Origin of the sequence: Gracilimonas qinghaiensis, assembly GCF_046602855.1 — a bacterium.
Lineage (GTDB): Bacteria > Bacteroidota > Rhodothermia > Balneolales > Balneolaceae > Gracilimonas.
Window position 1 is genome coordinate 902,805 of sequence record NZ_JBKINJ010000001.1, and the last position, 25,899, is coordinate 928,703.

At 38.2% G+C, this 25,899-nt stretch carries 24 protein-coding genes; 12 read left to right on the top strand and 12 right to left on the bottom strand.

Annotated elements, in window-relative coordinates:
* Positions 1-46: 46 nt before the first annotated feature.
* Positions 47-760 carry an FKBP-type peptidyl-prolyl cis-trans isomerase gene (locus tag ACKGJO_RS03965; protein WP_411322100.1) on the bottom strand — a complete coding sequence of 238 codons (714 nt, stop codon included), beginning with the start codon at positions 758-760 and terminating at the stop codon, positions 47-49.
* Between the two features lie 138 nt (positions 761-898).
* Between ACKGJO_RS03965 and ACKGJO_RS03970 the strand changes: the two genes are divergently transcribed.
* Together ACKGJO_RS03970 and ACKGJO_RS03975 are read left to right on the top strand one after the other, a co-directional pair.
* The gene (locus ACKGJO_RS03970; protein WP_411322101.1) at positions 899-2,482 is read left to right on the top strand and encodes a DEAD/DEAH box helicase; all 1,584 of its coding nucleotides are present in this window, start codon (positions 899-901) and stop codon (positions 2,480-2,482) included.
* Positions 2,483-2,546: 64 nt separating this feature from the next.
* On the top strand, positions 2,547-3,707 hold the full coding sequence (locus ACKGJO_RS03975; protein ID WP_411322102.1) for an alkaline phosphatase: 1,161 nt from the start codon (positions 2,547-2,549) through the stop codon (positions 3,705-3,707).
* A 413-nt stretch (positions 3,708-4,120) separates the two neighbouring features.
* Here the strand turns inward: ACKGJO_RS03975 and ACKGJO_RS03980 are convergent, their stop codons facing one another.
* A complete protein-coding gene (locus ACKGJO_RS03980) occupies positions 4,121-4,609 on the bottom strand; it encodes an outer membrane beta-barrel protein (RefSeq protein WP_411322103.1) in 489 nt (162 codons plus the stop codon).
* Between the two features lie 56 nt (positions 4,610-4,665).
* On the bottom strand, positions 4,666-5,169 hold the full coding sequence (locus ACKGJO_RS03985; RefSeq protein ID WP_411322104.1) for a hypothetical protein: 504 nt from the start codon (positions 5,167-5,169) through the stop codon (positions 4,666-4,668).
* Between the two features lie 274 nt (positions 5,170-5,443).
* Here ACKGJO_RS03985 and ACKGJO_RS03990 point away from each other — a divergent pair, with 274 nt between their 5' ends.
* From ACKGJO_RS03990 to mltG, 10 genes are all read left to right on the top strand, one after another.
* Positions 5,444-6,022: a bifunctional nuclease family protein gene (locus ACKGJO_RS03990; protein ID WP_411322105.1), complete on the top strand. Its 579-nt coding sequence runs from the start codon at positions 5,444-5,446 to the stop codon at positions 6,020-6,022.
* Positions 6,023-6,025: 3 nt separating this feature from the next.
* Positions 6,026-7,639: a bacillithiol biosynthesis cysteine-adding enzyme BshC gene (bshC, locus tag ACKGJO_RS03995; protein WP_411322106.1), complete on the top strand. Its 1,614-nt coding sequence runs from the start codon at positions 6,026-6,028 to the stop codon at positions 7,637-7,639.
* Between the two features lies 1 nt (position 7,640).
* Positions 7,641-8,216 carry a 5-formyltetrahydrofolate cyclo-ligase gene (locus tag ACKGJO_RS04000; RefSeq protein ID WP_411322107.1) on the top strand — a complete coding sequence of 192 codons (576 nt, stop codon included), beginning with the start codon at positions 7,641-7,643 and terminating at the stop codon, positions 8,214-8,216.
* Between the two features lie 42 nt (positions 8,217-8,258).
* Positions 8,259-8,993: a PspC domain-containing protein gene (locus tag ACKGJO_RS04005; RefSeq protein WP_411322108.1), complete on the top strand. Its 735-nt coding sequence runs from the start codon at positions 8,259-8,261 to the stop codon at positions 8,991-8,993.
* A 162-nt stretch (positions 8,994-9,155) separates the two neighbouring features.
* Positions 9,156-10,307, top strand: coding sequence for a hybrid sensor histidine kinase/response regulator (locus tag ACKGJO_RS04010; RefSeq protein ID WP_411322109.1), 1,152 nt, complete (start codon positions 9,156-9,158; stop codon positions 10,305-10,307).
* 25 nt (positions 10,308-10,332) lie between these two features.
* On the top strand, positions 10,333-10,647 hold the full coding sequence (locus tag ACKGJO_RS04015; protein ID WP_411322110.1) for a DUF2752 domain-containing protein: 315 nt from the start codon (positions 10,333-10,335) through the stop codon (positions 10,645-10,647).
* Complete coding sequence (locus ACKGJO_RS04020; protein WP_411322111.1) at positions 10,640-10,984, top strand: TM2 domain-containing protein; 345 nt, start codon at positions 10,640-10,642, stop codon at positions 10,982-10,984. The genes ACKGJO_RS04015 and ACKGJO_RS04020 overlap by 8 nt, the downstream gene beginning before the upstream one ends.
* A gap of 2 nt (positions 10,985-10,986) precedes the next feature.
* Positions 10,987-11,523 (top strand): HD domain-containing protein, encoded by a 537-nt coding sequence (locus ACKGJO_RS04025; protein ID WP_411322112.1) that lies wholly within the window; start codon positions 10,987-10,989, stop codon positions 11,521-11,523.
* A gap of 73 nt (positions 11,524-11,596) precedes the next feature.
* Positions 11,597-12,865, top strand: a complete 1,269-nt coding sequence (locus tag ACKGJO_RS04030; RefSeq protein ID WP_411322113.1) for a BamA/TamA family outer membrane protein — start codon at positions 11,597-11,599, stop codon at positions 12,863-12,865.
* A 248-nt stretch (positions 12,866-13,113) separates the two neighbouring features.
* Complete coding sequence (mltG, locus tag ACKGJO_RS04035) at positions 13,114-14,196, top strand: endolytic transglycosylase MltG (protein WP_411322114.1); 1,083 nt, start codon at positions 13,114-13,116, stop codon at positions 14,194-14,196.
* Here mltG and ACKGJO_RS04040 read toward each other — a convergent pair.
* The 9 genes from ACKGJO_RS04040 to metG form a co-directional block, all read right to left on the bottom strand.
* Positions 14,180-15,898, bottom strand: a complete 1,719-nt coding sequence (locus tag ACKGJO_RS04040) for an ABC transporter substrate-binding protein (protein ID WP_411322116.1) — start codon at positions 15,896-15,898, stop codon at positions 14,180-14,182. The two genes, mltG and ACKGJO_RS04040, sit on opposite strands and share 17 nt — an antisense overlap.
* Before the next feature lie 41 nt (positions 15,899-15,939).
* Entirely contained in the window at positions 15,940-17,490 is a 1,551-nt protein-coding gene (gene guaA, locus ACKGJO_RS04045; protein WP_411322117.1) for a glutamine-hydrolyzing GMP synthase, read from the bottom strand.
* A 21-nt stretch (positions 17,491-17,511) separates the two neighbouring features.
* Complete coding sequence (gcvH, locus tag ACKGJO_RS04050) at positions 17,512-17,892, bottom strand: glycine cleavage system protein GcvH (RefSeq protein ID WP_411322118.1); 381 nt, start codon at positions 17,890-17,892, stop codon at positions 17,512-17,514.
* 1 nt (position 17,893) lies between these two features.
* Entirely contained in the window at positions 17,894-19,246 is a 1,353-nt protein-coding gene (gene accC / locus ACKGJO_RS04055; RefSeq protein ID WP_411322119.1) for an acetyl-CoA carboxylase biotin carboxylase subunit, read from the bottom strand.
* A 9-nt stretch (positions 19,247-19,255) separates the two neighbouring features.
* On the bottom strand, positions 19,256-19,732 hold the full coding sequence (gene accB / locus ACKGJO_RS04060) for an acetyl-CoA carboxylase biotin carboxyl carrier protein (RefSeq protein WP_411322120.1): 477 nt from the start codon (positions 19,730-19,732) through the stop codon (positions 19,256-19,258).
* 7 nt (positions 19,733-19,739) lie between these two features.
* The gene (gene efp / locus ACKGJO_RS04065) at positions 19,740-20,309 is read right to left on the bottom strand and encodes an elongation factor P (RefSeq protein ID WP_411322121.1); all 570 of its coding nucleotides are present in this window, start codon (positions 20,307-20,309) and stop codon (positions 19,740-19,742) included.
* Between the two features lie 67 nt (positions 20,310-20,376).
* Positions 20,377-21,723 (bottom strand): sodium-dependent transporter, encoded by a 1,347-nt coding sequence (locus tag ACKGJO_RS04070; RefSeq protein ID WP_411322122.1) that lies wholly within the window; start codon positions 21,721-21,723, stop codon positions 20,377-20,379.
* Between the two features lie 46 nt (positions 21,724-21,769).
* Positions 21,770-23,791 carry an alpha-amylase family glycosyl hydrolase gene (locus ACKGJO_RS04075; RefSeq protein WP_411322123.1) on the bottom strand — a complete coding sequence of 674 codons (2,022 nt, stop codon included), beginning with the start codon at positions 23,789-23,791 and terminating at the stop codon, positions 21,770-21,772.
* Complete coding sequence (gene metG, locus ACKGJO_RS04080) at positions 23,791-25,830, bottom strand: methionine--tRNA ligase (RefSeq protein WP_411322124.1); 2,040 nt, start codon at positions 25,828-25,830, stop codon at positions 23,791-23,793. Before metG ends, ACKGJO_RS04075 begins: the two co-directional genes overlap by 1 nt.
* Positions 25,831-25,899 lie beyond the last annotated feature (69 nt).

Genomic DNA, 25,899 nt, shown 5'->3' on the forward strand with positions numbered 1-25,899 from the left:
CACAAATGTGAAACAGGCTTTTGCAATAAATTTATTATATAAAGTACTAGTTAGAAGAAGGAGCTTCTTTCACTTCCAATAGTTCTACTTTAAAAATAAGTGTTTCATTAGGTCCAATTGGGCTGCCTTGAGGAGGTCGAGCACCGTAAGCCAGCTCTGAAGGAATATAGAATTCATAAGTCGCACCTTCTCTCATTAGCTGAACTCCTTCCGTCCATCCTGGAATAACCTGATTTAATGGAAATTCAGCAGGTTGTCCTCTGTCATAGGAGCTGTCAAATACTTCCCCATCAATCAGCCGGCCCTCGTAATTAACACGAACAATGTTTTCGGTTGAAGGAGATTCACCTTCGCCTTCTTCAAGTACTTTGTACTGAAGTCCGGAATCTGTTACCATTACATCTTCTTTATTTTTGTTTTCCTCTAAAAATGATGTTCCCTCTTCAGTATTTTGTGTGCTTCTTTCTTCATTTAATTGCTGCACGTACCGATTTACAACAGCATATACTTCATCTTGGGTCAGTGCACCTTCTTCGGATCCAAGTCCGTTGCTTAATCCGGCAGCATAATTACTCATATCAATATCAGTGATGCCCTCTCTTGCTAAAAAAGTACCATTCTGAAATCCAAGTGCGTAACTTACGCTGTCAATTTCGCTAGATAGGTCAGCTTCACCATTGTCATCCATGTCCTGATTGCATCCTGTGATCACAATAGCAGAACAAAGTAATACCGCTAAACTTAATTTTCTAAAATCCATGTATATTTTGAGCTTATTAGTTATTTATGATTATCAAAGGTTTATAAAATAGGGGAAATCATAGCAAAGTGGAATAAATAATCATTAAATCTTTGTATATTAGTACTATATAAAAAAATTTCATAACAGACGAATACATTGACATTTAACGACTTTGATTTACAGGACGAACTAAAGGCGGGCTTGAGAGATATTGGTTATTCAGAACCAACTCCTATTCAGGAGCAATCCATACCAATTATTTTAAATAAAAAAGACCTGATTGGTGCCGCACAAACAGGAACTGGTAAAACGGGCGCTTTTGTAATTCCTGTGTTGCATCAGATCCTTCAAAATCCATCAGAACATACGCAGGTGTTAATTCTTTCACCTACAAGAGAACTGGCTCAACAGATCGACGAACAGATCTTTGCTTTAGGGTATCATACCGGTATTACGTCTGCTACCATTATTGGAGGTGAAGATTTCTCTAAACAGGCTAAAGCCATCAGGTCAGGAATTGACATAATTGTCGCCACACCGGGTCGATTGATAGATCAAACAAAAGTGTTGGATATTGATTTCAGTCACATAAAATTTCTGATATTGGATGAAGCGGATCGTATGCTGGATATGGGCTTCCTTCCTGATGTTACCAAGATCATTAAAAAACTTCCTCAGGATCGTCAGACACTTCTCTTTTCGGCTACAATGCCAGATCAGATCAAGAAGTTGGCAAACGACTTTATGAAAGATCCAGAGAAGATCGAGATAGCAATTGAAAAACCTTCTGGAAGTATAACTCAAAAAGCTTATTTCGTTGATCAAAAGGATAAACTGAAGCTGGTGCAGGATGTGCTTGATGAAACAGCCTGGGAATCTTGCTTAATATTTTGTGCCACTAAAAGAGGTACTGACGAACTGGAAAAACTCCTGATCAAAAAAGGGATCAAGGCGGGTAGCATTCATGGTGACAGGAATCAGGATGAGCGGAATAAATCACTGCACGAATTCAAAAGTGGTAAAGTTCCCGTCATAGTAGCTACTGATGTTTTAGCCAGGGGAATAGATATTGATAACATATCTATGATTATTAACTACGACGTACCCCGTCAGGTTGAAGATTACGTGCACCGAATCGGAAGAACAGGTCGATATGATAAATCCGGTATAGCAGTCACATTTGTAAATAAAAAGGATCGACGAGCATTTTCTGCAATTCAGGATAAAGTTGGTGATCAACTTGAAATCCTGGAAATGAATAAAAAGGGAAGTAAAAAAACTTCACAGGCTGAATATTCAAAAAATAATGACAATCAATCCGATAAGAAAAGCAGAAAAGCGTCAGGGAAGTCATCAAATAAAAACGACTCGTCTTCAAAAGAGGTAGAAGATAAGAAAGCTTCTAAAAGTAAGAGCGAATCAAGAAAACTTACTAAACAAGAGATTGCGAAAGCAAATAATAAAGTTGAAAACCTCGATAGCGTCGATGTTGTACTTAAGGGTAGCAAAAAGAAATCTTCTAAAAAATCAGATGAATCCGGTAAAGGCTCTTCTGGAAAAGATAAATCAGATTCCAAAAGAGGAAAAACGCGAAAGAAGTCAACAGATTCTGATCATGATAATCGAAATGACGAACCAGTTATTCCGGCCGAAAGGATAAAGAAAGCGACCAAGAGAAATCAAAAATCACTTAAACCTGCTAAAGGAATTTGGGGGCTTATAAAAGCTATATTCTCTTAACGAATAATTTATACAGGGTTAACATAATTCTTTGATTTAAGTTTTAAGTTTAAAAATAAAGGACATGAAAAAGTTTCTAGCATTTCTTCTCATAACTATCTCATTCACAGCCACACAGGAAACAGATTATTACAAGATCGAAACGGTCGAAGTGGCCAAAGAAAATGCAACAAAAGATATTTTGCCTTTGGTTGAGGATAAAGAGATCAAAAATGTGATCTTTTTGATCGGCGATGGAACGGGTTTAGCCCAAATTGCTTCTGGTCAAATTGCTATAGCCGGTCCTGATGGACTCTTACATATGCAAACCATGCCCGTTACCGGAATTGTAAAAACTCATTCCTCTGATAATCTTATTACTGATTCAGCTGCAGGTGCTACTGCATTCTCATGTGGATTGAAAACCTATAACGGAGCAATTGGTGTTAATCCCGAATTAACACCTTGCAAAACAATATTAGAACTTGCTGAAGACAAAGGATTAAGCACAGGTTTAATTTCAACGTCTTCAATAACACATGCCACACCGGCAAGTTTTGCATCTCACGTAATACAAAGAAGCATGCAGGAAGAGATTGCAGAAGATTTTTTGCATTCAGGAGTAGAGGTATTTCTTGGTGGTGGTGTTAAATGGTTTAACGAGAATCAAAGATCTGATTCCCTTGATCTGATTGGGAAATTCAGGGAAGAAGGATATGAGATTTTGTTAAACGATAATGAACTAACAACTTCATCTTCTGATAAATTATTGGGTCTATTTGCGACGGATGGTTTGGAAAGGGAAAAAGGGGAACCTTCTTCAAAAGCTATGGTCAGCAAAGCTCTTCAGGTTCTTAATAAAAATGAGAAAGGGTTTTTCCTGATGGTGGAAGGCAGCCAAATTGACTGGGCAGGACATGGTAACAGTGTTGAGTATCTAAAACGAGAGATCCAGGATTTTGATGAAGCAGTGAAAGCAGTGCTCGACTTTGCCCAAGAAGACGGCGAAACTCTGGTTGTATTGACTGCCGACCACGAAACAGGTGGAATGACCATGCAAAGACAAGTTGCAGAAGGTGATTCTCTTGAGATATTTTGGTCAACTGATTATCATACTGGAATACCCGTTCCTATAATGGCTTATGGCCCTAGTGCAACAGAATTTATGGGTTGGAGAGATAACACTTATGTAGGAATAAAATTAGCTGAATTGTTGGGGCTGGGTGAGTTGCCCATTTTGAATTAGGGCTTTTTATATTTTTACATAATCTAGATGGCCTCAAGGAACTAACTAGTTCTTCACGATCGGAATTTGAGAGTGATTTTCAGAAAGCAGAAATCCTTTAGGTCCGCTAACATTGGTTTTTTCATTACACAATAGACCTGCTACCTGAACAAAAATATAAGAATGCTCTTTTCAGGTTTAAGAATGGATTAATAGTGCATGATTATTAAATACTTTTATGCTTTTCGATCAATAATGTAAACTCGATTATTCTAAATATGGTGAGCAATATAATTCAAGTATCATTTTAATCTTCTTATACAGTTATATATACCAATTTGGTATATATTTTTATCATCAATGTGACGTTTCAAGAAATTAAAAAAGCCACAGATAATCTGTGGCTCCCTATAAGTCATACTTTATTTTAAAAATTAGAAGTATACAGATGCTGAGATCCTGGCGGAGGTAGCAATATTTGTGGCACTGTCACCGAAACGTGTTCCCAAATTCGCATCAGAACTGATACTAAGCTGATCAGAAAAAAAGTATTCAGCACCATATCCGATCATAAGATCAAAATTTGTCACTGAGTTGATGTTATTATTGCTGAAAGAGGTATTTGAAAATCCAAGGGCACCCGTAACATAAGTTGCCAATGATCTGTCCTGACTAAAATAGTATCGAGGCCTCACACCAAGTGAAAAATTAGTAGATTGGTCCTGAGTTGAATTGAGGCCAAGAAAAGGAGCCAAGGACAATTTATCATTAAGCATATAGGGAACTTCTATAGCTGTTTGCCCTGTAAAGTTAGCTCTTAGACCTAAAGATCCTTCTTCAGGAATACTTTGAGCCTGAAGAGAAACAGTAGTAAAACTTATGAGTACAGCAATAAGAAAACTTAATTTTGTTATTGATTTCATGGGTTAATGGTTAGTTAATGTATTAGATATATTTTAGATCGAACTAAATTATACGATCAATTTATGTCATCTAATCCGTATAACTCAATAACCTGGTGATAGTTCCTGTAATCAATACCTTTTCCTCTTACTATTGCAGATGGAGGGATGGCAATTACTCTAAGCACATCATTGTGAAAAAGGTCGGCATTCGCTTGATTGTTTCCTGCAATTTCTCCCTCCAACACTAAATTAAAACTTCCAATATCAAATTGATATCTAAGATTTACCAAGTCGTTCTCGAACGGTACTGCAAACGGAAGAGCGTTCCAGGTAGTTGTTCCTTCAAACCGCAGATATCCGTGAACGAGTCCATAATCAACCATTTCTTCATCAAGATTATCCCACCCATATTCAGCCATAGTTATATAATCATCTACATAATAAAAATCATTTGCTTGAATATTGATGGTACTAGAATAAACAAGGTCTGCTTCTCCTTCAATATCGTTATCATAAATAGTACAGGAACTTAAAGTATACAGCCCTATAATAATGAGAATAAATTTCAGAACTTTCATGGCGTCCTCACATGTTTAATTAAAATCAGCTATCAGGAGCTTAAAAAATTGCATATCAATATCGTATCGCATGTTATGATTAGGCAATTCATGCGATAGGAGCTCAGATAATTTGTATCTCTATAAAAATTCTTTTTCGCGGTTTTTATTCATTTTTTATTTCAACAAGACAACTAAAATCTAAAGAATCGGAAAGTTATACAGTTTGGTTTAAGACTTACCGAAAAATCATTAACTTCATTAAAGTGAATTTTAAGCAAACAGGGTAAAGCTTTTGAGTAAGATTTTAATGGAGATACTTGGACTTTCTACTAGCCCCAGCAGTGGGGGGGCATATGCCTTAATATTAAGTGAAGCCGACGGAAACCAAAGATTACCGATCATTATAGGCTCTTTTGAAGCTCAGGCTATTGCTTTAGAGTTGGAAAATATTAAGCCACCACGACCAATGACTCACGACCTTTTAAAGAATTTCGTTCTAAGTTTTAACACGGAGATAAAAGAAGTATACATAAATGAGTTGAATGAGGGCACATTCTTTGCTCAGATCATTTTAAAAAGAGAAGACGGAACCATTGAAATAGATGCCAGGCCAAGTGACGCCATTGCTCTCGCTGTCAGATTTAATGCACCAATCTACGTGGATGAAAGTGTACTTATTGAGGCAGGTATTAAAACAGAGCCTGAACATAAGACGGTAGAAGAAGCATTAAATAGTGATGAAACCTCACCGGGACAAAAAGAGTTATCACAGCTTGAAAAACTAGAGGCAGAGCTAAAAACTGCTATAGAAACTGAAAACTATGAAAAAGCGGCAAAGATCAGAGATCGCATTTCAAAAATGAAAGGATAAACATTGGATATTTCCGGCTGTTCATTTAGTGAACTATCATACTCGAAACTATTTACTACTTACCTCAATAATTTTAATAAATTAAGTTCTTTTTACCCCTACAATCCTCTGTCCGAAACAGATGTAAAGCGTAAAGCCAAAAATATTTCCGGGACAGTTGATAGAGAGAAACTCATTTCCGCACTTTCAGGCTACCATAGCAGTTTAGGAATAACTAATGACCAATCTGAACAACTTGAAAAATTATCCCATAATGATGCACTTGCTGTCGTCACCGGTCAACAGTTGGGAATGTACGGTGGACCTGTATTTACTATATATAAAACATTAACGACTATAGTTTTAGCTAAAGAATACGAAAAGAAAATAGGAAAACCGGTTATTCCTGTTTTCTGGATGGCTGATGAAGACCATGACTTTGAAGAGATCTCATGGACAGGTTTAATAGGAAAAGATGATTTTGTCAAGGTCGAACTAGAACAACAGGGAAATGGTATACCGGTCTTCCATGAAGAATTAAATGATTCTCTTCAACTATTTCGGGAAAATGTAAAATCCATAATGTTCGAGACTGATTTTTCAAATGATCTATGGGAGATCATGGATCGGCACTATCAGGAAGGAAAAACGCATGGTGAGGCCTTTGCTGGTTTTATGAATGAACTGTTTGCGAAACAAGGATTATTGATAGCCGGGAGCAACCACAAAGCCTTAAAACAACTTCTGGCTGATGACTTTGCAAAAAGTATCTCATCGGCAGATGCTATTTATGAAGCTATCGAAGAAAAGAGTGAAGAGTTAGAATCTGTATTTCACAGGCAGGTGGTGAATGGTGATAGTAATCTTTTTTATCTGGATGAAAACTCTAAGCGCATAAAGATCGGGAGAGAAGGGGAGACGTGGACGGCAAAGAATAAAAGTTGGTCAACAAATGATTTGGTAAAAGACATTGAAGTAAAACCTGAGTCATTTTCTCCAAACGTGTTCCTTCGACCAATCATCCAGGACAGATTGCTTCCAACACTTGGATATGTAGCAGGACCCGGTGAGTTGGCTTATTATGGACAGATGCGTTCTCTTTATGAAGTATTTGGCCTTGAAATGCCTCTTATAATTCCTCGGTATACAGCAACGGTAATTGAGTCAGGGATTTCCAGGATCTTACAAAAATTACCATTTAAGGTTTGTGAGTACGATCAACGCATTGAGGACCTTGAATCAGCTTACGTTGAACAAACTGATAATGTAGATCTTGAAATAGTGTTTGATGAATGGAAAGAAAAACTGGAAGAAGCAGCTGAGAGACCCCTTAAGGTAATTGACAATATTGACCCAACACTTGACGGAACTGTCGGTAAAACGGTTGCTGGTTTCGAGAATGAGCTTAATAAATTAAAAGGAAAGGTGTACCGGTCCATCAAACAACAGGAAGAAACACAACTTAAGAGAATAGAGAAAATCAAGGTTAATCTGTTTCCTGATGGGGGCCTTCAGGAAAGATCCATTTCACCGATCTATTTTATGAATAAGTATGGAACCGATATTTGGCATAAAATGCTAGAAGAGATGAAAGATAAAGGAATTGACCTTACAAAACATCACCTGATAGAATTATGACATGTCTGATAAAAGAGAACAAAAAACTGTATTCAGGAAAACGGTTTTAAAACAAAGAGAACAGTTTGACACCAAAACGTGGCGAAATAAGTCTGACCTTATAATTAAAAAAGTTCAGAATTTAGAACAGTTTATAACAGCTAAATATATTCATCTTTATGTTTCAATGAACGAAAGAAATGAGGTTGAAACAGAAAGTTTGATCGATGAGGTTTTGGAATCGGGTAAACATCTCGTTGTGCCTGTCACAAACTTTAGGAATGGAACGCTTACCCACTCAATACTTTCTGATAAAAGTGAATTGAAACAAAATAAATGGGGTGTAAAGGAACCCAAAACCATCAAACAATTTGATATTTCAAAACTGGATTTGATCATTATACCGATGGCCGCAGCTGATAGGAGCGGAAACAGACTTGGGTATGGAAAAGGATTTTACGATCGATTTCTGAATAATAGCAATGCTTTTAAAACGGGGTTGGTATTCAGTGACTTTTTATTTGAGGAAATACCAACTGAAGCCTTTGATGAAAAACTGGATGCAATTATCACGGATAAGGAAGTGATTTACACGTAACATTATTACTTTGACCTCGTAGTGAATAAAAAAAAGAAATTTATGGCTGAACAAACTAAACAAAGAACAGCATCCAAAACCGGAACTGCAACACTTGAATTTGATGAATTTGAGTTGAATTCAACCATGCAGGAATTCCTCAACGGTGATGAGAAAGAGACGGGAAAAAGTATTTGGAACATTGCAACAATTTCCGGCATGGTGATGATCTTTTTGGCTTTCACCTTCATTATTCAAACTTTAGGCCTGCCGACCGGTGGATTTTTATCTGGATTAACTGAAGGCTTGATCGGTTCATCTATTTTACCACTAATTGGCGGGGGTTTAATAACTTTAGTAGGATTTGGTTTTTTTGTTGGTGACAGGAAACGTGCCCGAAAGATCAAAAAGGCAAAAAAGAGTGCAGCTAAAAATAAAAATGCCACCAGCTACAATGATATCCATGGATCTGAAGATGCCGGTTTTGGATCTGGTTCGAAACTGAATAATGCACTCGACCGTGATCAAAACAGATCTGCTACTGCCTCTTCTTCTGATAATTTGGAAAAATACGGGTACCGACATTCAAAAAAATTAATGAAGTCCAGATCTGATAAAAAAATATCAGGTGTTTGTGGGGGATTGGCCAAATATTTCGGTATTAGTTCAACCGTAGTTCGTTTTATTTTTGTAGCTGCATTCATAATGGGTTGGGGAGCAAGTTTGCTAGTTTATATTGGCTTAGCTATTGCGATGCCAAAAGAGCCCATTGAATTGATGGATGATTTTGATTTTTAGATCAAAATACTTCTATGTATAGTTCTCCATCGAAATTTATTAGAGGTATCACTTTTATGGTGATGTCCTTTTGGCTTGTTCAGTATTAAATTGTTAATTACTACGTATCTCATTAAATGAGATGTTTGAAAAACCTTATCATCTATAATCAAGCGCCAACACATGTCTGATACTAAAGATAACCTAATTCTTATTGTTGATGACACTTTGCTGAATTTGAGGCTATTATCCCATGTTTTAGAAAACGGTGGATACAAGCATATTAAGGCTCAAAATGGCAAGGAAGCTATAGAATTGGCTGAATCAAAAAAGCCGGATCTTATCCTCATGGATATAATGATGCCGGGAATGGATGGTTTTGAGGCAGTTCATAAAATAAAAAGTAAAAATGGTCTTGAAGATATTCCTGTTATATTTCTAAGTGCCTTAACAGAGACTGACGATAAAATACAGGCCTTTGAATACGGTGGTGTTGATTATATCACAAAACCTTTTCAAAAAGAAGAGACACTGGCCCGCATAGATACCCACCTAAAGATCAGAAATCTACAAAAACAACTGAATGATCGAATTGATGTGCTTAAAGATCGTGAAGTTGAATTAAGCAGACTTAACAAAAAGAAGGATGATCTTGTAAGAATGGTTAGTCACGATATTAAAAACCCATTGACAGGAATTATTGGCTTGGTAAAGCTAATGCGTGATACAGACGATATTACCCCGGAAGAAAGAAAACATATGCTTTCTGTGATCGAAAATAGTGGAAATGATCTTCTGAATATGGTGCATGAAGTTCTTGACAGAGAAAGTAAAAAAGATGTACCTGAGTCACTTGATCTGGTCGATATAGAAATTGTAAAACTCATTGAGCGGGTCATCTCGATGAATAAAGCGAAATCTATGCTTAAAGACATTGAATTGGTACATAATGTAGAACCAGATGGCCTGCGAGCAACATTGGACCAAAACAAGATAGAGATCGCTATCAATAATCTTGTGTCAAATGCTTTGAAATTTACGCCATCTCGTGGAACTGTTTCATTATCAGTAAATCAAAATAAAGCAAAAAACACTATTCTTATTGAAGTTAAAGACTCAGGTATAGGTATTCCTGAAAGTATGCGTGATGATCTTTTTGAAAATGAAATAAAAAATTCGCGTAAGGGAACGGGTGGGGAAGCCGGTACAGGGCTTGGTTTGGATATTGTACATTTATATGTGTCGCTTCATAATGGTAATATCAGGCTTGAGTCTGAAGAAAATGTTGGCACAAGTTTCTTTGTTGAACTTCCGGTAAAACCTTCGCCAGAATAAAGCTATAAACCATCTATTATACCAAATGATGTTAATTAAAATAATACATAAGCATTCCGAATGGCTGGTATTTAGTATTGGGCTTTTGCTCCTTGCCATTATGAATCCCGGTGATGCCGGAGTTAGTCTATGCCTTTTTGAATGGTTAGGAATTGAATACTGTCCGGGGGAAGGACTTGGACATTCTATCTCATATACATTCAGAGGCGATATGAGTGCGGCTTTTGAGGCACATCTTGCAGGACCGGCAGCTGTTTTAATTTTAATTTTAAGGATCGTATTTATCTGGAAAAACATGATCACATTCAAACTAACTGATAATAAGGAACACCATGGCTAATGTAATCGATTATTTACCTGAACTTGAAGGCGATGAATCGTTGTATATCGGAAAACTGCTAACACAGTTAAATGAAGAACAGGCAGAAAAATTTGCAAACGTGTATCGTAGCAGAAGAAAAGATCCCCAAACAATACTTATAACCTGTTTACTTGGATTTTTCCTTATAGCAGGAGTTCATCGTTTGATTCTTAATCAAATTGGAATGGGTATACTTTATATTTTAACAGGTGGTCTTTGTGTGATCGGTACTATCGTAGACCTGATCAACTATAAAGATCTCACGTTTCAGTATAACAGAAAAGTAGCAAAAGAAGTACACTCATATATCAAATAGACATGGACAGACAAGAATCTTTAGATCTATTAAAGAAATACATTGATAATGAAAACCTAATCAACCACTGCGAGATGGTTGCCCAGGCAATGGAGGCTTACGCGCGACATCTTGATAAAAGTGAGGAAGAGATCGAAAAGTGGTGGCAGGCAGGCTTGTTACATGACATTGACTGGGAAAAATATCCTGATGAGCATCCTAATAAAGCAGTAGACGAGATCTTGCCTGAACATGGGTATGCAGATGATGTAATAATGGCTGTGAAGGCCCACGCTCCGGAAAGAACCGGAAAACAACCCGAAACTGAGATAGAGAGGTATCTGTTTGCCTCCGATGAACTTTCAGGATTCATGAATGCCGTATCACTGATGAGACCTAATAAATTTGACGATATGAAGGTTAAGTCAGTGACCAAGAAACTTAAAGATTCGAAGTTTGCAGCAAACGTCCCTAGAGAAGACATTAAAAAGGGAGCCGATTTGATTGGAGTTGAGCTAAATGACCATATACAGTTTCTTATAAATGTTTTTGGTGCATGATTATTCGATTTTTATTATTCTTATGATGTAGTAAATATTCGGAGAGGTACAAACATCAATAAAACGGGATAATATGAAAGTACTATACTGTGCAATTATCATAATATTGAGCTATTCAGTTAGCGTAAATGCCCAGCATTTAGAGAACAAACTTCATTACTCTGTAGATCTGTATGAAGGACTAGACACAAGTTTTTATACAGAAAGCAGTTTCGGTGTAAAAAATCCTATATACTCTGCTTTTCCTGTTAATTCAATGCTTCGCTATAATCGTGTAGACGGTTTATTTATTGGATACCAAGAAGAAAAAATGGAATGGAAGAACTCAAATTTTATTAATGTTGAAAATGTTGATCTACATGGATTAATTGGATTTTCAACTGCTTTAGGAAATATCCAGTATTCACTCGGTGCAGAGAAAAGTATCGGTCAGGAGCATAAATGGTGGCTAATAGGTGGTGAATTCTATAACTCCACATCAACAGAAGATTATTGGCGTACGGGAATTTTCGAGAATTCGGTCTCATCTTTTTTAAACGGTTTTGATTATTTCGATTACCAAGAAAATGAAGGTTTTGGATTCTACACTCTAATAAAGCCTTTCAAGAATATTGAACTGGGATTAGCTTACAACAATCAAATAGTAAAAACGGTTGAGCAACAAACTGAGTTTTCGATCTTTACCAGATATTCTGATTGGAGACCCAATCCGGCTATTGATTCGCAATTTGATCGAATTGGTCAGCAAAACCTTACCGTTGGGATCACATTAAATCCTTATGGTATCAGAAGCAATTCAATTCTTCAAACAACTCTTTCTGCCAAAGCTGAATTAGCCAACCTGGATGGGTTTAACAACGATTTCAAATATAATTCATATCAGGCTGAGGCCAAATCATATTTTCGTTTGGATAGGAGTACTGTACTGAAATGGCGTTTGATGGCAGGTGGTATTACAGGTACTGCCCCTGATTATAAAAACTTTGCCCTTGGTGGTATTGGAAGTTTAAGAGCCTTTGGCTATAAGATGATGAAGGGAAATCAGATGTTATTGAGTAATCTTGAACTTGAATTCGGAAACAGTAGGAATACTGATAGCCAATGGCCTGATCTAAGTAATATCACTATCTCCGTTTTTATGGATTCAGGTTACTCAAACTTCAATCCTGAACAAATTACAGCTGACAATCCATTGGATCATTTTGATATAGTTTTGTCTGATCTTTCCCATAATATTGGAATGGGATTAGGATTGGGCTTTATAAAATTTGAAGTTGCCAAGCCTGTTTCAGGTACAGGAGGGCAGAGTGTATTTTGGATCCGACTGAATCCAACATTTTAGCTCATATCTAAAAAATACTCAGGCCATTAAAAAACCCGGATCGTTCAAGACCCGGGTTTTTTCTTTAGGGCATTTGGTGCTTATGCAGCATCCAAAAACTCTTTTGCTCTTCGACACTAGCCTACGGTCAATGAATAGAATTGTTTCAAACCGTCTTAGAAAAGAAATCAAATATTTCTGTAACACTATTACGTCATAATTGACACCATTTCTTATCTTTCATTATGAATATTCGACAAACTTTTTCTATGAGTAGGGCAGAGCTGATTGTGGCCTTAACAATATTTCTGTTGGTAATGGGATCTGTCATGACCTCCAGACTAACCAGATTATCCGGCAGTGAAGCCATTGCATTTGATTCCAATACAGTAATAACATTTACAGAACTCTCTGGTCTTGATGAACTTGAGAAAAATCTGGATACACTTAATGTGGACTATGACTCTGTTGAATTAAAATGGGCTGCAACATTACTGGGATGGCGTAAATTTCAGCGAGGAAGATATGAATTTGAAGGACTTTTAAGTTATAACGCCTTTTTATCTAAAATGACACGTGGTATCCAAGATCCGGTAGAGATCGTTATATTACCAGGAATTACGGTTGAACGTTTTTCATCCACTATTGCTGAAAAATTACATTTTAACGAGGATGATCTTCTTCAAGTATTTTCAGATAGTACCTATCTTTCTGAGAAAGGCTTTACTGAAGAAGAACTGTTCGGCAGAATGTTACCCGATACTTATTCAACGTATTGGACAAGATCACCCAGGCAGATTGTCAACCTGGTTCTGAGAGAGTTTAAGTCGAAGGTGGAAACTACATATCAATCCCGTTTGAAAGAACTTGAATATTCTGCGAATCAGATAGTTACTTTGGCATCAATTGTAGAGTGGGAGGCAAAGAACAGTGAGGAAAAGCCGATTATCAGTGGCTTATATTGGAATCGACTAAAAAAAGGAATGCTTCTACAGGCGGATCCCACGGTTAATTATGCTTTAGGAGAGAGAAGAAGATTGTTATTTGAGGATTATCTATTTGACCACCCTTATAATACTTATGTAAACAGAGGCTTACCTCCGGGACCGATTACGAATCCAAGTTTAAGTACAATTGAGGCAACACTTTTTCCTGTTGAGCATGACTATCTATATATGGTAGCAAACCCAGAGGGAGGACACGTATTCACCAAAACATTTCAGGAACACCGACGTGAAAGTGAAAAATGGAGAATCTGGCTAAGAGAACAATATCGTATCAAAAGGCAGCAGGAAGCTCAACAAAAAGATTATATTGAAAACAAAGAGTTAAATACTAATTCTCAGCGGTAATTAACTTCTTGATCCTAACTTCCTGATTGATATGTGAACCATTAAAATTTACTCGTGTGATCAAACCTCTGAAATTGTCAAAGCTTTTCAGTCCTTCCTTTAAATAGTTTGGATTTTGTACTCTTTTTAATGATTCCAGTAGCACATTAGCAGCATCATATCCTATGTAAGCGAATTGGTTTGGTTGAGTGTCGAATCTCAATCTGAATTCACTTTCAAAATCATTAACTGAAGAGTTAGTAGTGTCAACTTCAAATGTTTTTGTATAGTATACATTAGTTTCAGGTAATCTTCCTGAGTTTATGTCGGCAGACTCCCATTCTTCTGAACCCAAAATTGACATTTTGCTTCCCATAGCTTCCAGGTTAGTGATCAAAGCACTCATCAAGGTTTGAGCAATATTACCTGTGAATGGTGCATATACCGCGTCAATATTGTAATTATAAACGGTATCTACTTCAGGGTCAAAGTATTTTACATATTCACTGATATCATAGCCTTGTGAAGCAAGGTCTTCAACATAAAATCTAACTATTTCCCCACCAAGTTTTCTAACCTCATCGATAAAAGCATAAGCAGAGGCTTCGCCTAGAGATCCTTTTTCTGCTAGAACAGCTAATGTATCATACTGAAGTGTTTGAATGGCATACTTAGCCATCTCTTTACCTTGAACGGCAAAAGTTGGGTTTAACTGAAAGGTGTAATTTAGATCGAGATTAAGATTGTCAGAATTAGCCAAAGGGGTTAGAAGTGGTGTTTCGTAAAGTTCTGCATATTCTGAAAGTTCGAAAGCTACTTCTGAGAACAGCGGTCCAATTACTGCATCTACATTATGATTCCAGATCAGATCGTTTGCAATAAAAGCAGCATTATTCACATCAGCATCAGTATTACGATATGTTAGGAATGCTTTCTGGCGAGTATTCTGTGAATTGAAATTTTCGATGGCTAACTGTATCCCAAAATATAAATGCTGAGTGATCTCAAACTCTTCTGCCTCCATGCTGAATTCAGGTAAGGCAACTCCGATATTATAAGATAATCCTGATGGAGCCTGGGTATATTTATTAGGATTATAGCGACGTGCATAGGAAGCAGAATCTTCCAATACATTAAATAAATTATCGTAACTGCTCGAGTCCGATATATTAACTGAATTTGTGTAAGCAGTAAATAATGTTTTTGCGGATGGGTAATCCACAATTCCAACAGCAGACTCTATAAGGTCTAACCTTACCTGATCACTTGAAACATCTTTAAAGGCTCTATAGCGTTGTTCTAAAGTAAGGTAGTTCAATACATCCCTATAGAAGTTCAAGGCATCCCTTTTAACACTTCCTTGCAATGAAAGTTGATTGATCTCAAAAAGAGCATCGAGTGAAGATGCAAAGTTTTCAAGTTCAAAGTCTGCTAAAGCTTTAGTGTATTTAGCTTCATAATAAACTGATGCGGTACTTTCTATTTTATTTAGAAAACTCTTGGCTTTTAAATAATTGTTTAGTGCGAAATAGGTTTTTCCGGTAAATAAATAGGCTGAGGGTTCTTCGATCTTTTCGAATATACTCAGAGCTTCCTCATAGTTTCCTTCTTCATAGAAGTTTATACCTGTTTGCAATGATTGTGCATTAGCAGATGCAAAAATTAAACAAAGTGTAAATAGTAGAGAAATTCGTTTCATCATTTCCATTGGTTTAGGATACATTAAGTTGATACTTAATTAAGGCCTAATTGTTCTAGGAATATTTATTCCCACTCAATTGTAGCGGGGGGTTTTGAACTGATATCATAAACAACACGATTAATTCCTTTTATCTCGTTTATGATACGATTGGAGACATCAGCTAAAAATTCGTAAGGCAAGCGAGCCCAGTCAGCTGTCATCCCATCCAGGCTTGTTACAGCACGAAGGGTGCAGGTAAATTCGTAGGTTCTTTCATCACCCATTACACCAACACTTTGAACGGGAAGAAGTACGGCTAAAGCTTGCCATACATCCTTGTATAAATCCTGTTTTTTGAGTTCTTCAACAAAGATGTAATCAGCTTCACGTAATAATTGTAATCGTTCTTTAGACAAGTCTCCTAAAACTCTGATACCAAGTCCGGGTCCGGGAAATGGGTGGCGATCGATGAAGTGATCAGGTATACCAAGTGTGCGTCCTACATTTCGGACCTCGTCTTTAAATAACTCCCTAACCGGTTCAATAAGATCGAGTTTCATTTTTTCAGGAAGGCCACCCACATTGTGGTGAGATTTAATGGTGGCAGATGGTCCTTTGAACGAAACGCTTTCTATAACATCCGGATAGAGTGTTCCCTGAGCCAAATATTTAAAATCGGTATCATTCCCTATCTCATCATCAAAAACGTCAATGAATGTATTACCGATGACCTTTCTTTTCTCTTCTGGGTCAGAAATACCCTTTAGTCTATTTAGGAATAGATCCGAAGCATCAACACCACGAACCGGTAAATGCAGGTCTCTGGTGTACAAATGCATGACTGAGTCAAATTCATTCTTTCGCAGTAGTCCATTATCTACGAATACACATTCTAGCTGATCTCCGATGGCTTTATGAATGAGTGTAGCAACTACAGTAGAATCAACACCACCTGACAGACCGCAAAGAACTTTATCATTTCCGACTTTTTCTCTAATGCTGCTGATCTGCTCGTCAATAAACGATTCAGATGTCCAGTCACCTTTCAACCCGCAAATATTATAAGCGAAATTCTGTAGAAGCTGTTTGCCATGATCTGTATGTGCTACTTCGGGGTGGAACTGAACCCCATAAATTTGGTCAATTTTATGACGTACAGCGGCTACTTTGGCATTAGATGTATGACCAATAACCTCGTAATTAGCAGGCAATTGATGGATGTGGTCTCCATGACTCATCCAAACAACACTTTCATTGGGTATATCTTTGAGAAGATCCTCTTTGTTGTCAACCAGAAGATTTGCACGGCCGTATTCGCGTTTCTCTGCTTTTTCCACGCTGCCCGGAATTTCGGTATGAGCCAAAAGCTGCAAACCATAACAAACTCCTAAAATTGGGACATTCCAGTCAAGAATTTCTTTTTGAAGGGCAGGGGCTCCTTTATCATTTACACTTTTTGGTCCCCCGGATAAGATAATCCCACCAGGGTGAGGCTCCCTTACAGTATCGAGATCGACATTAAAAGGATGAATTTCACAATAAATATTCAGCTCTCTAAGCCGACGTGCGATTAGTTGTGTAAATTGAGAACCGTAGTCAAGGATCAAGATCCATTCAGAATGTCGGCTGTGCATGAAATCGGATTGTTAAAAAATTTAGGCGATAACCTCTTCGTATTCTTCAGCGGATAAAAGATCCTCAAGCTGACTTGCCTCAGATAATTTGATCTTAACCATCCAGCCCTCACCATAGGGATCGTCGTTAACGAGTTCAGGTTCATCTTCCAATGCTTCATTTATCTCAACGATCTCGCCATCTACAGGGGCATATAGGTCAGATACCGTTTTTACTGCCTCAACAGTGCCAAATGTATCATCTTGTGAAAAATCGGTTCCTTCAGGTTCAAGTTCTACAAAAACAATGTCGCCTAATTCACCCTGGGCAAAATCAGTAATTCCGACAGTGACAGTTCCGTCAGCGTTATCTTTGATCCATTCGTGCTCGCGGGTATATTTTAAATCAGCTGGTATACTCATCTCAGTCCTTTTTAGGTATATATTTGAATTCTCTTTCGAGGTATTTCGTATCGAAGGTACCTTTAATGAAGTTCTCATCATCCATCAATTGAATATGGAAAGGAATATTAGTTTTAATTCCTTCGATTATGAATTCCTTCAGCGCACGCTTCATTTTTTTTATCGCCTCTATTCTGGTAGGAGCACTTACGATCAATTTAGCTATCATAGAGTCATAGTGGGGAGGGATCCTGTAACCAGAGTAAGCATGTGTATCTAAACGAACACCGTGTCCGCCTGGAGGATGGAATACTGTGACCTCACCGGCAGACGGCCTGAAATTATGCTCAGGATCTTCTGCGTTAATACGACATTCTATAGCGTGATTGACAAAATTAAGAGGGTATTCCTCGATCTTTTCACCTGCAGCCACACGAATTTGTTGTTCGATAAGGTCAATTCCTGTGACTTCTTCAGTAACAGGATGCTCTACCTGAATTCGGGTATTCATTTCCATGAAGTAGAAATTGTGATCATCATCAACCAAAAATTCAACTGTTCCTGCACCTTCATAATCAACGGCTTTAGCAGCATTCACAGCTGCATCACCCATACGTTTCCGTAATTCTTCTGTCATGAGGGGAGAGGGGGACTCCTCTAACACTTTCTGGTGGCGACGCTGCATTGAACAGTCTCTTTCACCGTAATGTACGGCTGTACCGTGTTGGTCAGCCATTATCTGAATCTCTACGTGGTGTGGATTCAATACAAATCTCTCGATGTATACGGCAGGATTATTAAATGATGTCTCAGCCTCCTGGCGACACATCTTATAATTTTTCTCGAGGTCTTTAGCATCCATTACCATGCGCATTCCACGGCCACCGCCACCGGCTGATGCTTTAATGATAACCGGAAAACCGATCTCATCACAAACTTTTTTTGCATCCTCATAGCTTTCCACAACTCCGTCACTTCCCGGAACAACTGGTACTCCACTAGAGATCATGGTAGCCTTGGCAACAGCTTTATCTCCCATTGAATTGATAGCTTCAGGAGATGGCCCTATAAACTTTATTTCGTGTTCACGGCAAATACGGGAAAATTCGGCATTTTCAGCTAAAAAACCATATCCCGGATGTATAGCTTCAGCGTTGGTGATCTCGGCAGCTGCCAAGATGCTCGGTATTTTTAAATAGCTGTCTTTACCGGCAGGAGGGCCTATGCAAACTGCTTCATCAGCAAACTTTACATGAAGGCTATCGGCATCAGCTGTAGAGTATACAGCAACGGTCTTAATACCCATTTCCTGACAAGTACGGATTATGCGCAGTGCAATTTCGCCTCTATTGGCAATCAGAATTTTTTTAAACATGAAAGCCGCTTAGTCTTTTTTAATGATAAATAATGGCTGGTCAAATTCTACAGGTTGTCCATCTTCGACCAATACCTTTTGAACGGTTCCGCTGAACTCAGCATCGATCTCGTTCATGATCTTCATAGCTTCTACAATACAAAGTGTATCTCCCTTTGATATGTGATCCCCAACTTTAACGAAAGGGTCAGAATCTGGAGATGGTGCAGTGTAGAATGTTCCTACAATTGGTGATTTTACAGTATCACCGGTCGGTTGGTCATCTGCTACAGAATCTGATGTTTCAGGTTGTCCAGCTTGTTGAGGTTGGGGGGCAGCAGCCGGTTGTGCAGGAGCCTGAGGCGGAGCTGCTTGCGTATAGCTTACTTGCTGTACCTCACCTTGTTTTTTTACTTTGATCTTGAAATCTCCTTCTTCAAGTGACACTTCATTCACGTCACTTTCGGAGATTAATTCTAAAATGTTTTTTATAAGTTTTAAATCCATGATTAGTTTATTTAGCTCGTTCTATATATTCACCTGTTCTGGTATCAACCTTGATCTTTTCATTCTCGTTGATAAAAAGAGGAACCTGGACGGTTGCTCCCGATTCTAAAGTTGCGGGTTTACTGCCGCCTTGGGCTGTGTCACCACGTAAACCTGGATCAGTTTTTTCAACTGTAACTTCGATATGGTCCTTAGGTTCTGCATAAAGAATAGTTTCTTCATCAGCATTGACGACTACAGTGCAATTCTGACCTTCAACGAAATATCCTTTGCGCTCAACTTGAGAGGCATTTACAGGTACCTGTTCATAGGTGTCTGTATGCATTAAGTAGTATAATTCACCATCATTATATAAATATTGATAGTCTCTTGTTTCGATACGGACTGATTCAGCATTTTCCCCTGAACGCCATGTCTTATCAATGTTCTTACCGTTCAGAATGCCTTTGAGTTTGGTTCTTACAAAAGCAGGTCCTTTCCCGGGTTTAACATGCTGAAATTCAGTGATCGAATAAAATTCACCGTCCATATTCAGAACCATACCATTTCTGAAATCCGATGTTGATATTTTTGACATTCTTTAAATTCTCCTTTAATAAAATTCCTCCAAAAATAGCATCTGCCTCTTTGGATAACAAACGTGTTTAGATGAAATTAGAGATCAAGTTATAAAGAATGGCAGCTGGGCATATAAATTTAATAAATATTGGCCATACTTTTGAGAATAGAGTTTGTTTTATCCCTGCAAATCCATATTCCATTTCATTAATGGCACTATCAGTAGTCCATACGTAACCCACAAATAAGCAGATAAGGAAACCACCGAGCGGGAGACCAATGCTGCTAAATAGATAGTCAAACCATCCAATAAGTACTGGAAAGAAAGCTACACAAATAGAGACAGCAAGAATACCAAGCCCTACGGTCCATGCAGCCTTCTTACGTTTAACCTCAAATTCATCTATCACAAAAGATACCGGCACTTCCAAAAGTGATATTGTGGATGTAAGTGCGGCTATACTTAAAAGAAGGAAGAATGTAACACCAAGTAACATGCCTACACCACCGCCAATGGTATGAAACAAGGCAGGCAGTATCTGGAAAACAAGATCTGTACTGGAAGCAAGTGAGCCTCCTGCCGTAATGCTGATACCTTGACTTTGAGCAAGGTACATAGCCGGTACTATCAAAAGGCCTGCCAGGAAAGCAATTCCAACATCCGCAAGGGTTACAAAGGCAGCCGCCTGTGGAATATTTTCTTTCTTATTCAAATACGAACCATAGGTAATGAGAGCCCCCATGCCCAATGAAAGTGAAAAGAAAGCTTGTCCCATTGCGGAAAAGATCAATTCTGTGTTTATTTTAGAAAAATCAGGTAGCAGGTAAGCTCTAACGCCTTCAGCACTGCCGGGTTGCAACAACACGTAAATAATCATTATTACAATAATACTGATAAGCAGGGGCATCATGGCCTTTGTTGCACGTTCAATACCATCACTCACACCACCTGTAATAATCTTTATGGTTGCGAGCATAAAGGCTGTGGCAATAATGGCATTTTTAAAACCGTTACCGGTATCTGTAAGCCAGTCAGCAGCTCCTGCCCACCCAAAGAAATAGAAGATCTCTTCGAAGGCAAAACCAAAAGCCCAGCCTGCTATTACAGTATAGAAGGATAAGATCATTACACCACAAATAACTCCCCAAAGACCTACGAGTGGGAAAAATTTGTTTGAAGTAATAGCCTTGAAGGCTCCAACAGGGTTTTTACCTGATTTTCTACCGATAGCGATCTCCGCCGCCATAACGGGAAAACCGATAGCAAAGGTACATAAAAGATAAATAATGAGATAGGCTGCACCTCCCTGTGTTGCAACTTTTGTTGGGAATGCCCAAATATTACCCAATCCGACTGCTGAACCCGCTGCTGCGAGAACAAAGCCTAATTTCGAATTCCATGAACCTCTGTCTGTGGTGGTTGTTCCAGCCAAGTTTTTCCTCCTTAGGATGATTATTGTTGAGACGGCTTAAAATATTTTAAGCATTGCTCACACGCAACTTTCTTAAAATAATTCCAGAGCTCGCCGGCACTATATACTTACTTTTAACGCTTTTTAAAGTTTTATTTCCTGAATACTGATCGTCTGAAACTACTTCCCAATAACCTTCAGGGAGTATGATCTCATATTCCTGCTCCAAACTTGCGTTCAATGATACAAAGTAATTGTACATATCACCTGAACTTTTTCCGTCAATAGAGAAGGTGATGTGAAGGGGGTCATTATAAACTTTAAAATTGATATCTTCAGCATTTGCTTTTCGTAAAGCAGGGGAGTTTAAGCGTAAATTTATCAGTCCTTTATAATAATTAAAAAGGTCTTTATTTGTTTCAATTTCGTTGAAATTCAACCAGTTTGTTTTATCGTCCTTATTATAAGTATCTCTGTCAATTTTCCCTTTCTGGGGATCTATATTTTCAGGATCACGAATGATCTTTGAGCGCGCCCATTCCTGACCCGCATGCATCATGGTAATACCCTGAGAGACAAACAGTATTAATGCTGCTAACTTGGATATCGATTTTTCATTTTGGTTGAGGTCGACGAGATGACTGACATCGTGAAATACCTGATCAGCTTTTTCAGGATCTAACGCAATTCTTATATAATCGCCTAGAGTATAACCATCATGGCTTTCAACATAATTCACGGAATGCCCTGAGTGCTGGAATAATCCATTTTCTTCAGATCTTATCGTTCCACGGATCATGTTTTCAATGCCAAATCTTGTATTATTACCGGTACTGCCAAAGATCAGACCTTTGTCTTCTTTAGGATTATAGCCTTTTATTGTATTTCTGTACTTATCATTCCAGGAGGGCCATCCATGGTCAGAAAATCCATCGGGTTTATATTCTTTTCCCCAGGGCTCTGCAATTAAGAGAACGTTTGGGTTGACCTTTTGAGCTTCCTCCTTGATGTAGTCTACGGTTTCCCAATCTATGATGCCTGCAAGATCAAACCTGAATCCATCAATATGGAATTCCTTCATCCAGTATTTTACTGATTCCACTATGATCTCTCTGGCGTACTTAGCTGAAGTATCAATATCATTTCCTGTCCAACTATCATTTTTGAAATTACCACTGTTGTCCAGGCTGAAATAATGTTCCTTAGCGGTATACTTAAGAGGATTGAGGTCGTAGTGAGATGCATGATTATATACAACATCCATCAAAACAGTGATATTTTCATGATGCAAGGCCTTGATCAACTCTTTTAATTCTCTTTCTGCGTTAAGAGATTTTCCTATCACTCTATCCGGTTCTGTAGTAGCATCGGAGGCATAAAGTGTTTCCGGTGCAAAATGAAAGGAAGTCATATAACCCCAATAATTCCTAGAATAAGGATTCCATACATTTTTTATACCATCCGGAACAGTTTCCTTAAAGGGAGGCTCGAAATACGCGAACTTCTGAAGAGGTAAAAACTCTACAGCATTGACACCCAATTTTTTAAGGTGTTTTATACCTCCAACTTCAGCTTCTCTGAAATCATTGTAAACTCCGTGCCCTTTTGTCTTAGCTGACGGATGAGCCACCATATCTTTAATATGTGTCTCATAGATGACTAGATCTCTGGGATCTTCAGGTGCTACAAAAGCATCGTCTTCCCAATTAAAATCAACAGATGAGCATAATTTTGTTTTTGGATACTGCAGATAATGATTTCTAGTCGTTACATGCCTGCTTCTGGGATCTGCTATAAGTTCATCGGTGGACAAGAAAAAATGGCTGTTTTCCGGGCCTTTAATTCTAAATGCATACCAATGCTCTTTGAAATGATCCTGAATCATGCAACTCCATATCCCGGTCTGTCCTTTTTCCATTTGAAACCCGAGACCTGATTCGTCCTCATAATCTTCAAATATGACGACCTCTACGGAATGGGCTTTCTGCGAAAATAACCTAAAAATAGTAGCAGTCTCGGTAATGGTACAACCAAGAGGATATTCCTCAAGTCCGGTAACCCTGCACTCGTAATTTGATGAGTTTTGCATTAAGTGATCGGGCTTCCCGGTTCTGCATCAGTTTCAACAAATTTGAGTGAACCATCCGGATTTTCAGCCATCAGGATCATGCCTTTACTCTCAACCCCCATAAGTTTTTTTGGAGCGAGATTAGCGACAACACTCACTTTTTGTCCCGAAAGCTTATCAGGATCAAAGTATTTGGAGATACCTGAAACTATTATTCTCTTTTCAAGGCCAATATCAACCTTGATCTCAAGTAGTTTATTGGATTTTTCGATCTTTTTAGCTGATAAGATCTCACCGGCTCGAAGATCTAACTTCATAAAATCTTCGAACTCAATGTTCTCTTTCAACCCTGGAACATCAGGTACAGGGTCTTCATCTTCATCTTTAACTTTGTCGTGTAGTTTCTGAATTTGTTCTTCGATGATATTATCCTCAATTTTTTCAAATAGAATATCGCCTTGAATAACGGAATCTCCGACTTCAAGCATGCTGTTTGAAATATCATTCCACGAGAATGAGTCAGTTAGCCCAAGTTGCGCTCTTAGCTGTTTCATTTTATCCGGAAGAATGGGATCAAACAAACAGGAGAGAGCAGCACTGATCTGTAAACTAACATGAAGTGTATTACCGGCTTTAACGGGTTCTGTCTTTCGGGTTTTCCATGGCTCAGTTTCCGTAAAATAACGGTTCCCGATGCGAGCCAAATTCATAGTTTCTGAGATAGCTTCTTTGAATCGGAAATTCTCATATGCCTGCGTAACCTTTTCTTTTTGATCTTTGATAGCCTGTAACGCTTCTTTGTCTGTTTCAGAAGGTTCAATTAATTCTGGAATTTTTCCATCAGCATAATTAACAGTAAAAGAGAGGGAACGGTTGGTAAAATTACCGAGTACATCCGCTAGTTCTGTATTGATATGCATCTGAAAGTCTTTCCAGGAAAAATCAGAATCTTTGGATTCAGGTAAAGTAGTACCTAAAGCATAACGCAAAAGATCAGGTTCAAATTCTTCCAAATATTCGTGCAGCCAGACGGCCCACCCACGAGATGTAGAAAGTTTTTTGCCTTCAAGATTTAAAAATTCGTTAGCCGGTACATTTTTAGGGAGCACATATCCTCCATGCTCCATCAATACTACAGGGAACATGATACAGTGAAATACAATATTATCTTTGCCTATGAAATGATACAGCTCAGTGTCCTCACTCTGCCAATAATCTTTCCAAAGCTCGGGTTTATTTTGTTCTAACGCCCACTCTTTAGTGGCAGACACATAGCCGATAGGCGCATCAAACCACACATACAGAACCTTACCTTTAGCTTCTTCAAGTGGAACCGGCACTCCCCAACTTAGATCTCTTGTGGCAGCACGGTCAGTAAGTCCATCGTTGAGCCAGCTCTTGACCTGTCCCATAACGTTTGGTTTCCAGTTTTTACGGGTTTTAAGCCATTTTTCAAGTTTAGGCTGAACATCGCCTAGTGGCATATACCAGTGTTCTGTTTTCTTTAGTTCAGGTTTTTCGCCGGTTAAAGCACTGACAGGTTCAATTAATTCTGTAGGGGATAGGGATGTACCACATTTTTCACACTGATCACCGTAAGCTTCTTCATATCCACAATTAGGACAGGTACCTTTCACATATCTATCAGGCAGGAACATATCCGCTTTAGGATCATAGAGCTGTTCTTCGGTCTTCTTTTTAAAAAAACCTTTCTGATTCAGATTTGTAAAGAATTCTTGTGAGGTTTCGTGATGTACTTTTGAACTGGTACGTCCATAAAAATCAAACGAGATACCGAATTCCTCAAATACTTTTTTGTTCATTTCATGATAACGGTCCACAATGTCCTGTGGAGATACGCCTTCCTTTTCAGCAGCTATGGTAATTGGAACACCATGTTCATCAGATCCACATATAAATGCTACGTCTGCATCAGTCCTTCGTTTATAGCGTACGTAAAAATCAGGAGTGAGATAGGCTCCGGCAAGATGACCAAGGTGAATAGGTCCGTTTGCATAAGGCAGAGCCGAAGTAACAAGAATTCGTTTTCTTTCGGGCATTAGAGTAAGTTAGTCGGTTTTTTTTCGAAGATAAGAAATGAATGTCTCAATATTTAAAATGATGAGACA

Excerpts from the sequence above, each read along its gene's own strand:
- ACKGJO_RS03980 (WP_411322103.1), bottom strand. The coding sequence starts at position 4,609 with ATGAAATCAATAACAAAATTAAGTTTTCTTATTGCTGTACTCATAAGT.
- ACKGJO_RS03975 (WP_411322102.1), top strand. The coding sequence starts at position 2,547 with ATGAAAAAGTTTCTAGCATTTCTTCTCATAACTATCTCATTCACAGCC.
- accB (WP_411322120.1), bottom strand. The coding sequence starts at position 19,732 with ATGGATTTAAAACTTATAAAAAACATTTTAGAATTAATCTCCGAAAGT.
- mltG (WP_411322114.1), top strand. The coding sequence starts at position 13,114 with ATGAGTAGGGCAGAGCTGATTGTGGCCTTAACAATATTTCTGTTGGTA.
- gcvH (WP_411322118.1), bottom strand. The coding sequence starts at position 17,892 with ATGAGTATACCAGCTGATTTAAAATATACCCGCGAGCACGAATGGATC.
- ACKGJO_RS04000 (WP_411322107.1), top strand. The coding sequence starts at position 7,641 with ATGTCTGATAAAAGAGAACAAAAAACTGTATTCAGGAAAACGGTTTTA.
- efp (WP_411322121.1), bottom strand. The coding sequence starts at position 20,309 with ATGTCAAAAATATCAACATCGGATTTCAGAAATGGTATGGTTCTGAAT.
- ACKGJO_RS03985 (WP_411322104.1), bottom strand. The coding sequence starts at position 5,169 with ATGAAAGTTCTGAAATTTATTCTCATTATTATAGGGCTGTATACTTTA.
- ACKGJO_RS04030 (WP_411322113.1), top strand. The coding sequence starts at position 11,597 with ATGAAAGTACTATACTGTGCAATTATCATAATATTGAGCTATTCAGTT.
- ACKGJO_RS04005 (WP_411322108.1), top strand. The coding sequence starts at position 8,259 with ATGGCTGAACAAACTAAACAAAGAACAGCATCCAAAACCGGAACTGCA.
- ACKGJO_RS04020 (WP_411322111.1), top strand. The coding sequence starts at position 10,640 with ATGGCTAATGTAATCGATTATTTACCTGAACTTGAAGGCGATGAATCG.
- guaA (WP_411322117.1), bottom strand. The coding sequence starts at position 17,490 with ATGCACAGCCGACATTCTGAATGGATCTTGATCCTTGACTACGGTTCT.
- ACKGJO_RS04075 (WP_411322123.1), bottom strand. The coding sequence starts at position 23,791 with ATGCAAAACTCATCAAATTACGAGTGCAGGGTTACCGGACTTGAGGAA.
- ACKGJO_RS03965 (WP_411322100.1), bottom strand. The coding sequence starts at position 760 with ATGGATTTTAGAAAATTAAGTTTAGCGGTATTACTTTGTTCTGCTATT.
- accC (WP_411322119.1), bottom strand. The coding sequence starts at position 19,246 with ATGTTTAAAAAAATTCTGATTGCCAATAGAGGCGAAATTGCACTGCGC.
- ACKGJO_RS04040 (WP_411322116.1), bottom strand. The coding sequence starts at position 15,898 with ATGTATCCTAAACCAATGGAAATGATGAAACGAATTTCTCTACTATTT.
- ACKGJO_RS04015 (WP_411322110.1), top strand. The coding sequence starts at position 10,333 with ATGATGTTAATTAAAATAATACATAAGCATTCCGAATGGCTGGTATTT.
- ACKGJO_RS04010 (WP_411322109.1), top strand. The coding sequence starts at position 9,156 with ATGTCTGATACTAAAGATAACCTAATTCTTATTGTTGATGACACTTTG.
- ACKGJO_RS04025 (WP_411322112.1), top strand. The coding sequence starts at position 10,987 with ATGGACAGACAAGAATCTTTAGATCTATTAAAGAAATACATTGATAAT.
- metG (WP_411322124.1), bottom strand. The coding sequence starts at position 25,830 with ATGCCCGAAAGAAAACGAATTCTTGTTACTTCGGCTCTGCCTTATGCA.